Annotated in this window: 9 protein-coding genes; 2 read left to right on the top strand and 7 right to left on the bottom strand. The window is 54.3% G+C overall.

What is annotated here, in order from left to right:
- Window positions 1–308: 308 nt before the first annotated feature.
- On the bottom strand, window positions 309–854 hold the full coding sequence (gene orn / locus VEB01_RS02905) for an oligoribonuclease (protein ID WP_324872638.1): 546 nt from the start codon (window positions 852–854) through the stop codon (window positions 309–311).
- Between the two features lie 162 nt (window positions 855–1,016).
- On the opposite strand from orn, the gene VEB01_RS02900 reads away from it, so the two are divergent.
- A complete protein-coding gene (locus tag VEB01_RS02900) occupies window positions 1,017–2,261 on the top strand; it encodes a M48 family metallopeptidase (protein WP_324872637.1) in 1,245 nt (414 codons plus the stop codon).
- A 9-nt stretch (window positions 2,262–2,270) separates the two neighbouring features.
- On the top strand, window positions 2,271–3,218 hold the full coding sequence (gene rsgA, locus VEB01_RS02895) for a ribosome small subunit-dependent GTPase A (RefSeq protein WP_324872635.1): 948 nt from the start codon (window positions 2,271–2,273) through the stop codon (window positions 3,216–3,218).
- 85 nt (window positions 3,219–3,303) lie between these two features.
- Here the strand turns inward: rsgA and VEB01_RS02890 are convergent, their stop codons facing one another.
- Genes VEB01_RS02890 through lptM form a run of 6 tightly spaced genes read right to left on the bottom strand, consistent with a single transcriptional unit; the run spans window position 3,304 to window position 8,233 of the window.
- Window positions 3,304–4,335, bottom strand: a complete 1,032-nt coding sequence (locus tag VEB01_RS02890; protein ID WP_324872633.1) for a DUF2333 family protein — start codon at window positions 4,333–4,335, stop codon at window positions 3,304–3,306.
- 56 nt (window positions 4,336–4,391) lie between these two features.
- Window positions 4,392–5,315: a tyrosine recombinase XerC gene (xerC, locus tag VEB01_RS02885; protein WP_324872631.1), complete on the bottom strand. Its 924-nt coding sequence runs from the start codon at window positions 5,313–5,315 to the stop codon at window positions 4,392–4,394.
- A 5-nt stretch (window positions 5,316–5,320) separates the two neighbouring features.
- Window positions 5,321–6,034 (bottom strand): DUF484 family protein, encoded by a 714-nt coding sequence (locus VEB01_RS02880; RefSeq protein WP_324872629.1) that lies wholly within the window; start codon window positions 6,032–6,034, stop codon window positions 5,321–5,323.
- Entirely contained in the window at window positions 6,031–6,861 is an 831-nt protein-coding gene (dapF, locus tag VEB01_RS02875; protein WP_324872627.1) for a diaminopimelate epimerase, read from the bottom strand. Before dapF ends, VEB01_RS02880 begins: the two co-directional genes overlap by 4 nt.
- Entirely contained in the window at window positions 6,861–8,108 is a 1,248-nt protein-coding gene (gene lysA / locus VEB01_RS02870) for a diaminopimelate decarboxylase (protein WP_324872625.1), read from the bottom strand. Before lysA ends, dapF begins: the two co-directional genes overlap by 1 nt.
- The gene (gene lptM, locus VEB01_RS02865; RefSeq protein WP_324872623.1) at window positions 8,108–8,233 is read right to left on the bottom strand and encodes an LPS translocon maturation chaperone LptM; all 126 of its coding nucleotides are present in this window, start codon (window positions 8,231–8,233) and stop codon (window positions 8,108–8,110) included. Before lptM ends, lysA begins: the two co-directional genes overlap by 1 nt.
- Window positions 8,234–8,561 lie beyond the last annotated feature (328 nt).

The raw sequence follows: 8,561 nt of genomic DNA, 5'->3' as shown, positions 1-8,561 counted from the left end.
AAATGCTGATGAAAAGCATCCCTGCTTTTCACTCACCACCTCCCTGTGGTTCGCCCTTGCGGGCGGCCGCGCCGTGCAAATCGGCCATCCTGCCGATTTGTCACCCTGACGGGCGCGCTACCGCGCGTCCCATTTCTCTCCAGGAGAAATGGTCATGTACGCCTCTGTACACGCCGGTTTTTACTCGCCCTATCCCTGGGGCTCGCCCTTCGGGCCAGCCTGCGGCTGTACCCTTCGCATATCCTGCGCTCCGGGTCACCCTTTCGCGCCTTGTCCTGACATCGCTCGTGACGTTTGAAGACAGCTTCTCAGAGCTTAAGCAAGTGCTCCCGGTAGTACTGGAGTTCTCCGATCGATTCCAGAATGTCGTCGAGAGCGCGATGAGAATTCTTTTTTCTAAAGCCGTCTTTGACGCGCGGCGCCCAGCGGCCGGCTAACTCCTTCAGCGTCGATACGTCGAGATTGCGATAATGAAAGTAGGCTTCTAATTCGGGCATCCATCGCGCCAGGAATCGTCGATCCTGGCAGATACTGTTGCCGCACATGGGGGAGGTCCCGGCGGGCACCCAGTGTTGCAGAAATGAGACCGTAAGTTTTTCGGCATCCGATTCGGCTACGCGGCTCTCCCGGACCCGATCGATCAATCCGGACTCCCCATGGTGTTTTTTGTTCCAATCGTCCATGCGAGCAAGAGTTTCGTCCTTTTGAAAGATCGCCATTACCGGTCCTTCCGCCAAAACATTTAAATCCTTGTCGGTCACGACCGTGGCAATTTCGATAATGTGGTCATTTTGGGTATCGAGACCCGTCATCTCCAAGTCTATCCAAATGAGGTTTTGTAAATCATGCGCCATGGATTTTCCTTATGGGGAGAGGTAATGGTGGTGACTTATCGAATTTACGCTTCAAGTTCCGAATCTAAACGAGTGACTGAGAAGTCATTAACCGAGAAATCTTGTCAGGGATTTTACCAGAGGCTAAGCTGTAGCGCCGATCGAAACTGAGCTCTTAAGCCGATGAACATGTTCACTGCCCTATTCCTTGTGATCCTCGTCCTTTCTTTCGCTGTCGAGTGGTGGTTGTCGCGTCGACAATTGGCTTATGTCCGCATCCATCGGAACGCCGTTCCCGACGCATTCAAAGACACCATTTCCCTAGAGGCACATCAAAAAGCGGCGGATTACACGATGGATAAAGGGCGTTTGGGTAATCTAGATCGCATAATCGGCTTATTCGTCTTGTTGCTGTTTACGCTGGGCGGTGGCATCGATTTAGTGAATCGATTTTGGATAGGTTTTGAATTGCCGTCTCTAGTTACTGGAATCGGCGTGGTTCTCTCGACGATACTTTTGATCAACCTGTTCGAACTTCCCATAAGTCTCTATCAGACCTTCGCGATTGAAGAGCGCTACGGATTCAATCGCAATACACCCAGACAGTTTGTTACCGATCTAGTGCTCCAAACCGTGTTAAGTCTGGCTATCGGCGGCCCGTTGCTCGCTTTGATACTGTGGATCATGCAGAGTGTGGGTAGTTATTGGTGGCTGTTGGCATGGTCCATCGTAATGGGGTTTTCCATCTTGATGAGCTGGGCCTTTCCCACCTTTATCGCTCCCTTGTTTAACAAGTTCACGCCGCTGCAAGATGAGACGCTGAAAAGGCGGATCGAAACCCTGCTGGATCGGTGCGGTTTTCAGAGCAAGGGCATCTTTGTGATGGACGGCTCGCGTCGATCCGGACACGGAAACGCCTATTTCACCGGTATCGGCGACAGCAAACGTATCGTTTTCTTCGACACCCTGATCAATTCTCTGAACCACGACGAGTTGGAAGCGGTGTTGGCTCACGAACTGGGTCATTTTCGGCGTAGGCATGTATTGAAGATGCTTGTGGCGAGCGCCCTGATTACGCTCATCGGCTTCGCCCTGCTTGGCTGGCTAAGCGGGCAAGATTGGTTTTACAGTGGTCTCGGGGTAAGCAGCCAATCGAATGCCCTCGCGCTTATCCTATTCATGCTGATCATGCCGGTGTTCACCACATTTTTGCAGCCGGTTATCGCCTATTTTCAGCGTCGACATGAATTCGAGGCGGACGATTTCGCGGCGTATTACACCAAGCCGGCCCATCTTATCAGCGCTCTCGTCAAGCTTTATCGCGACAATGCCAGCACACTGACTCCCGATCCGTTGTATTCGGCCTTCCATTACAGCCACCCGCCCGCCTCGATTCGTATTGCCAACCTCTCGGCTAAGCCTTCGTAAGACTGCAAGATGAAGAGAGGGAGAGACACCGGGATCGTAGCTCCAAAATCCGCTGCTCCGGGCTCTCTGTTGCAAGAAGGCCTAGTGGTCGCTCACTTGGGTCAAGGTTTGGCCGTGGAAGGATCATCGGGCGAAATAATCCTTTGCCATACTCGGAGGCGGTTGGGTTTTGCCACGGTGGGTGATCGCGTATTGTGGGAGCCGTACGAAGGAAATCAGGGGCGGGTTATGGAGATCTTACCCCGCCGGACGGTACTTACTCGCCCGGGCCATAACGAAACAATACGTCCGGTGGCCGCCAATCTGGATCGGGTGTTCGTGGTCGTCGCGCCCGAACCGGAGCCCGATTGGCTATTGGTCGATCAATATCTGGCCGCTTGCGAGCACCGCGGTCTCTGCGCGGAAATCATTTTCAATAAAGTGGATATGCTCGAGAGCCGAGAGGCGGCTGAAGAATTATTGGCTGATTATCGGCAGATCGGCTATTCCTGTTTTCTAATCAGCGTCCGTACCGGCAAGGGACTCTCCGAATTATGCAAAGAGCTGATCGGGCAGTGCAGCATGCTAGTCGGACAATCGGGCGTAGGAAAATCATCGCTCACAAATGCCCTATTGCCGGATAAGCGGCTTCTCACCCGAACCCTTTCCGAAAAAACAAGCTTGGGCCGGCACACGACCACTACGGCCACCCTTTACCATCTTCCCAATGGCGGGGATCTCATCGACAGCCCAGGGGTCGCCGTTTTCGGCTTGGCTGAAATGCGCATTAGGGACCTAGCGGCGGGTTTTCGGGAGTTTCGTCCCTGGATACCTCAGTGTCGGTTCAACGATTGCCGACACATAAGCGACAAAGGCTGTGCTGTTCGGGAGGCCGTAGAAACGGGTGTCCTAACCCGCTCCCGTTATGAGCGCTACCTGAAGCTGATCGACAAGCTCCCGCCGTCGGAAAGGCCCTAGCCGCTAAACGGCTTTAGATGCCGATGCCTCTCGGCTCAGGATTTGTACGGAACCGCTCGAAGCAGCCCCCCGGCCCAAAAACCGATCACCCCTGCTGCAGCAGACTCCGCAAGTCAATAGTCGCGGCATTGGCCCTAGCAATATAGTTGGCCAAGGTTAGCGAATAATTCGCGAACAAGCCGAACCCGCCGCCGTTCAGAATGACCGGGCTCAAAAATGTCGTTTGGCCGTCCTCGAGTTCATGGGTAATTTGCTGCAGTGTTACCGAGGCCGTTTTGTTGCCGAGAATGTCCCGAAAATCGAACTCGATAGCTTTGAGAACATGCATCGCGGCCCAGGTATAGCCGCGCGCCTCGAAGAATACGTCGTCGATAATCAGCCAAGGCGTCCTGGTGACTATGGTACGCCGGTCGTCTGTACTGACTTGCCGGGTATCCCCGGCACTGGCGCTCAAACGGTTGGAAAGGCTTCCCAGCCGTTTTTCCAATACCTCCAGATATTGGCGCAAATTGTCGGCGCGAGAATAAAAGTTTGCATCCCGTTTCATCAGACGGGAACGATAACCTTCAAGTGCTTCGATTCCTTTTTCGTATTCGGATTCCGATGACGGCAATTGCCAAGATTTATGATCGAAATAGAAAAATGGTTCGGCTTTTGCCAGATCCGGATCTTCCCTTGACTGGGTTTGGGCTCGCGCAATATGGTTGCGGAGCGCCGTGGTCGCATCGCGCAACGCCGTAAGAGCGCCGTACTCCCACGCGGGGATATTGTCCAGCAAAACACCCGGCGGGAAGACGTCGTTCACCAGAAAGCCGCCCGGCTTTTGTAACAGCGTTTCTCCGACCTGCACCAGAGCAGAAGCATATGTATATCCCAGGGGCAATTCCTTTGGATTCTTGATATTCGCGTGCCTCGCGGCAACTTCAAGAACGTCGAATTTACTTGGCTCCTTACTCCAGTACCATGTGATGGCGATGGAAATCAGTATTGTAACGGCAGCTAGAGCCCCGACCACCCAAACGAGCCCTTTCTCCGTTGTCGTTTTCGGACTGAGCACCCCCTTGATCCGGGAGGCGAATGACTCCGGCCGACTTTCGGTTTGTTCTGGCACTGACATGAATAAAGCCCTTTAGCGGTTTCCCGAATCAAACGATTATAGCGTAAAGGTTCTGCCTAAGTCATAGACGAACCGGAACGCCGCCTTTTGGCACGGGGATGCGATTGATCGTATACCGTCGCCAAATGCTGAAAGTCGAGGTGGGTGTAAATCTGTGTGGTACTGAGATTGGCGTGTCCAAGCAACTCTTGTACCGCCCGCAGGTCGCCGCTGGACTCCAGTATGTGACTGGCGAAGGAATGTCGAAGCATGTGAGGATGCACGTGTTCCGGCAATCCCAGTTTGCGCTGCCAGCATTCAAGACGCAGCTGAACCGTGCGGCCGGCGATTCGATTTCCTCTACTGCTGACGAATAGCGCCTTTTCGCCGGAGTGCGCATAGCGAGACCGCAATTCCAGCCACCGATCGATTGCCCGACACGCGCAACGCCCTACCGGTAGGATGCGAGATTTCTGACCTTTGCCATGCCGAACCAACACGGTTCCGGCGGCCAAATCCATATCCTGGATTTCTAGCGAGACCAGTTCGCTCAACCGCAAGCCTGAGGAATAGAAGAGCTCCCACATGGCTACATCCCGAATTTCCAGCTCGTTATCCTGCTCGCCCTCCAAAAGCCCTGTCATTTGGTCGGCATCCAAAAGTGCCGGCAGTTTTCGAGGCGACTTGGGTGGACGAATGCTCCGCGCCGGGTTGTCCGTAAGCTGACGCCGCTTCACCAAAAAATTGAGAAAGCTGCGGATCGCGGACAGTTCTCGTTGAAGACTGCGGCTGCCAAGTCCCTCTCGATGGCGGGACGCGATATGCTCACGAACATGCTGGGAGACTAAATCCTCCCATCGGGGTATACCGTGAAGATCGCAGTATTGCTTCAGTTGTGCGAGGTCGCGGGAATAATTGGCCAAGGTATGCGGAGAGACCCGCTGCTGGAACCGCAGAACATCCAGAAAGTCGGCGACCTGCTGCTCCGCGTCTTGTTGCATGAATACTAAGTTAAGCGGGTCAGCAAAGAAGCAAATCGGGCCGAAACGATTTCACCCAATTGACCGAGAAAGTGCAATCCCATACCGGCTTCGAATCGGCTCGCGTTACGGCTGCCGATAGCGAGCAACCCCTTGAATCCCGCGTGCTGCAAAGGTATCAGTGCGTATGAGAGCACCTCCGAGGCATCGTCGCCAAATACGTACTTAGCTTGGTCCGGGTGAGGTTTTCCGCAGTGGGGCTTGCCGGCTTCCAACACCGAAGCGAAAAGAATAAGCCCAGCATCATCCGACGGCATGTAAAGGTCGGCTATTGGGCTTGCAATCGCCGGCTGCATAATTTTTACGGTGATGAAATCGGCTTGAAAATACTCGTGCAGGCCCCATGTCAGACCGCCCAGGGCATCCTCTAAAGTCGTGGCGTCAAGCAAGGTCAGAGTCAATTGGTGAATGCGTTGATGCAACGCGTCGTTGTCGCGGGCGATTTGCAGAATATCGTTCAACTGCGCCTGAAGCTGCCGGTTATTATCCCGCAAAAGAGAGATTTGCCGTGATATCAGTGAAACCGCTTCCCCACAAGGATGCGGCACCTTCAGTATTTCCAGCAAATCCAATTGATTGTGAAAGAAATCCGGGTGTTGACGCAAATAGACCTCCACTTCTACAGCGGAGACGGTCTTTTCTTCATGACGCTTTGGCGTCTTTGGAGTAATCAAGCTCATAAATCGATTTCGCCCTCGAAAACGCAAACGGCGGGCCCGGTCATAAATACCGGCCTCCCCCGCCCTTCCCAACTTATGTTAAGTGAACCGCCGGAGAGGTCAACCTGGACCGGGCTGCTCAAATCCCCCTGCTCTATGCCGGCCACCGATGCGGCGCAAGCACCGCTGCCGCAGGCCAAAGTTTCCCCGGAACCGCGCTCGAAAACACGCAGCCGAATGTGATGTCGGTCGATGACCTGGGCGAAACCGATATTCGCTCGTTGCGGAAAGATCGGATGGCTTTCCAAGTGCGGCCCCAAGATTTCGACCGGAGCGTGATCGACGTCATCAACCTTTAGCACGGCGTGCGGATTACCCATCGACACGGCACCGAAAGGCCAAAGTTTTCCGTCTGCCTCAACCTCGTAAAGAACGGCTTCTTCTGTGATGTCCAAAGGAATTTCAGCGGGCGCGTGTCTGGGAATCCCCATATTGACGGTTACCAGACCGTCGCCCCGGTAGACCAACCGCAATTGGCCGGCATCGGTATCGACCACGATTTCATCTTTGTCGCACAAGCCGTGGTCGCGAACGAATCGCGCGAAGCAACGGGCGCCGTTTCCGCATTGCGCTACCTCGCCGCCGTCCGCATTGAAGATTCGATAGCGAAAATCGGCATTCGAACTGACCGGAGTTTCAACGACTAAAACTTGATCGCAACCGACTCCGAAATGGCGGTTTGCTATACGGCGGACCTTTTCGGGCGTCAGCGAAACGTTTTGACGCACGCCGTCGATCACAACGAAGTCGTTGCCAAGCCCGTGCATTTTGGTGAATTTCAGCGCCATCAATCTAATACGTGCTCACCCTGGAAAAGCTGTGCAGCAGTTTCCCGCTCACGGATCAGGTGAGTTCGAGCCCCATCCACCATGATCTCGGCGGGCCGCGGGCGAGAGTTGTAATTAGAACTCATGCTAAATCCGTAAGCACCGGAGGAGCGGATCGCCAGCAGATCGCCCTCAGTGAGCGAAAGCTCGCGCCCCTTGCCGAGAAAATCGCCCGTTTCACAAACAGGTCCGACAATATCGTAGATTTTCTTGTCCGCGGCGCTCGCCGGTCGAACCGGTACGACCTCCTGCCAGGAATCGTAGAGCGCGGGCCGAACGAGGTCGTTCATGGCGGCGTCGACGATGGCAAAATTCTTCTCCCGGTTGGATTTGAGATATTCCACACGGGTCAGCAGTATGCCCGCGTTGCCGATGATCGCACGACCGGGTTCAAGTAGGATCTCGTAATCCGTTTGCGTAAGCCGTTCCAGCAGTGCCGACGCGTATTCGCGGGGTTCGGGCGGTTGCTCGTCGCGATAGCGTATGCCTAAACCTCCGCCCACATCCAAGTGATGAATGTCGATCCCTTGCTCTTTCAACGTGGCGGCAAGCAGTAGAACGCGATCGAGCGCGTCTAAAAAAGGCTTGACGGACGTCAACTGAGAGCCAATATGACAGTCGATGCCTACTACGCAAAGATGCGGCATATCGGCGGCACGCTGATACTGATTCAGTGCTTCCTCGATATCGATGCCGAATTTATTTTCCCGGAGTCCGGTGGATATATACGGATGGGTAAGCGCGTCCACGTCCGGATTCACGCGCAGCGAGACCGGAGCCTTCATTCCGTGTTCTCCGGCAATCCGGTTTAATCGATCCAATTCGCCCGGAACTTCAACGTTAAAGCAACGAATGCCGACTTCGAGTGCTCGGCGTAATTCATCCTCACGCTTGCCCACTCCGGAAAAGACGATCTTCGCAGGGTCGCCGCCGGCCGTTAAAACCCGTTCCAGCTCGCCGACGGATACGATGTCGAATCCCGATCCCAGACGCGCCAGAACGTTAAGCACCGCCAGACTGGAGTTGGCCTTCACCGCATAGCAGACAAGATGCGGCCTACCGGCGAAAGCATCGTTAAAAGCCCGCCAGTGACGCTCGATCGTAGCTCGCGAATAGATATAACACGGTGTGCCGTAGCGCTCCGCGATGGCCGATAACGGCGTATCTTCGGCGTACAATGCGCCGTCGCGATAATTGAAATAGTCCATCAGCGTTGTTCTTGTTTTGAAGACGGATCTTCGCTGGGAAGATAAAGCGGCCCCTTTTGGCCGCAAGCGGAGAGTGCGAGACTGAGTAAAATCAAAGGCAGGAGAATTCGGAACAAAAGGGACATGGCTCTCGGTTTGTGGGTCGTGTCGACAAATGATCAGGGTCATTCTAAAGGAAAATCGGGTTTTGGCCCAATGCGCGGGCCGACGCCACACCGTTTATCGCAGAGAACCGCCGATTGAATCACACCCATGCCTCTCCGGAATCTCATCGATGCCGGATATATGAAACCAGCCGATTACCCACTCGTCTTAGGTTCTGTTGACATTTCGGGAGCTCTCCGGCGATGTCGCTCGCCATTTACGAAATGGCGAACCGATTAGCAGTCACGGAGAATGAATGGCGTATCCTCTTTCCGATTTTGGCGGCTCAAAAACATGTATATATCGGCG

It is taken from the genome of Methylocaldum sp., assembly GCF_035627495.1.
Lineage (GTDB): Bacteria > Pseudomonadota > Gammaproteobacteria > Methylococcales > Methylococcaceae > Methylocaldum.
Note: the sequence above shows the minus strand (reverse complement) of the source record. Positions and strands in the feature narration are given on the sequence as shown.